At 36.5% G+C, this 816-nt stretch carries 1 protein-coding gene; it reads left to right on the top strand.

The window, feature by feature from the left end:
* The first annotated feature begins 46 nt into the window (after window positions 1-46).
* On the top strand, window positions 47-676 hold the full coding sequence (locus PVK70_RS18760; RefSeq protein ID WP_130049503.1) for a LysE family translocator: 630 nt from the start codon (window positions 47-49) through the stop codon (window positions 674-676).
* Window positions 677-816: the final 140 nt, after the last annotated feature.

Genomic DNA, 816 nt, shown 5'->3' with positions numbered 1-816 from the left:
ATATGCTTTTTTAAGCTCACAGCTTAATTTATTGGAATGGTAGGTAATGGAATATTTATTGGTTCTTCTTCATGTGACTTTAATTTGGATGTTAGCTGTTGCGACTCCTGGAGCTAATGTACTTTTAACGATTAACACTGCACTTAATTACGACCGTAAAATTGCGGCTTTTTCTGCTTTCGGTGTTAGTTGTGCAACGTTACTGTGGTCGTTTTTTGGTGGCTCCGGATTAGTTATTCTCTTTTCTCATTTTCCTCAATTATTTGGTTTAATGAAAGTGGTAGGTGGCAGTTATTTATTGTATTTGGGAATGCGTCAGATTTATCTAACTCGAAAAATAAAGAGGTTAGGTGAGTTAACTGAAATCAATCAAACGGTATCACCATCGAAAAGAAAGGTTTTCATTTCAGCGTTTATCACCAGTATTTTAAATCCGAAAACGGGTTTCTTCGTTGTCAGTTTATTCAGTGTTTCCATGCCTGAAAACATGAGTGCAACGATGATATTAGCAATCATGCTAACAATGGCTTCAATTACGCTTAGTTGGCATTTATTCTTAGCTACCGCGTTTTCCCATGAATCAGCTAAAAGTGTTTATGCTCGTATTTCTGGGGTTATGGATTATGTCACTGGTGGATTGTTTACCATTTTTGGCATCAAAGTAATGACCTCATAGTAAGAATGGTTGTTTGCATATAACAAATGCATCAACACGATTTACTACACTCGGCAATCTCAGTTTGCCGGGTGTTTCTCGTTTTAAGGCGTCAATATTAAGTATAATTGCATAGTAGTAAACGTGTTATGCAGGCGTTA

Source organism: Aliivibrio sp. A6 (assembly GCF_028765505.1).
Taxonomy (GTDB): domain Bacteria; phylum Pseudomonadota; class Gammaproteobacteria; order Enterobacterales; family Vibrionaceae; genus Aliivibrio; species Aliivibrio finisterrensis_A.
The sequence above is the reverse complement of the archived record's forward strand: the minus strand, read 5'-3'. Positions and strand labels throughout refer to the sequence as shown.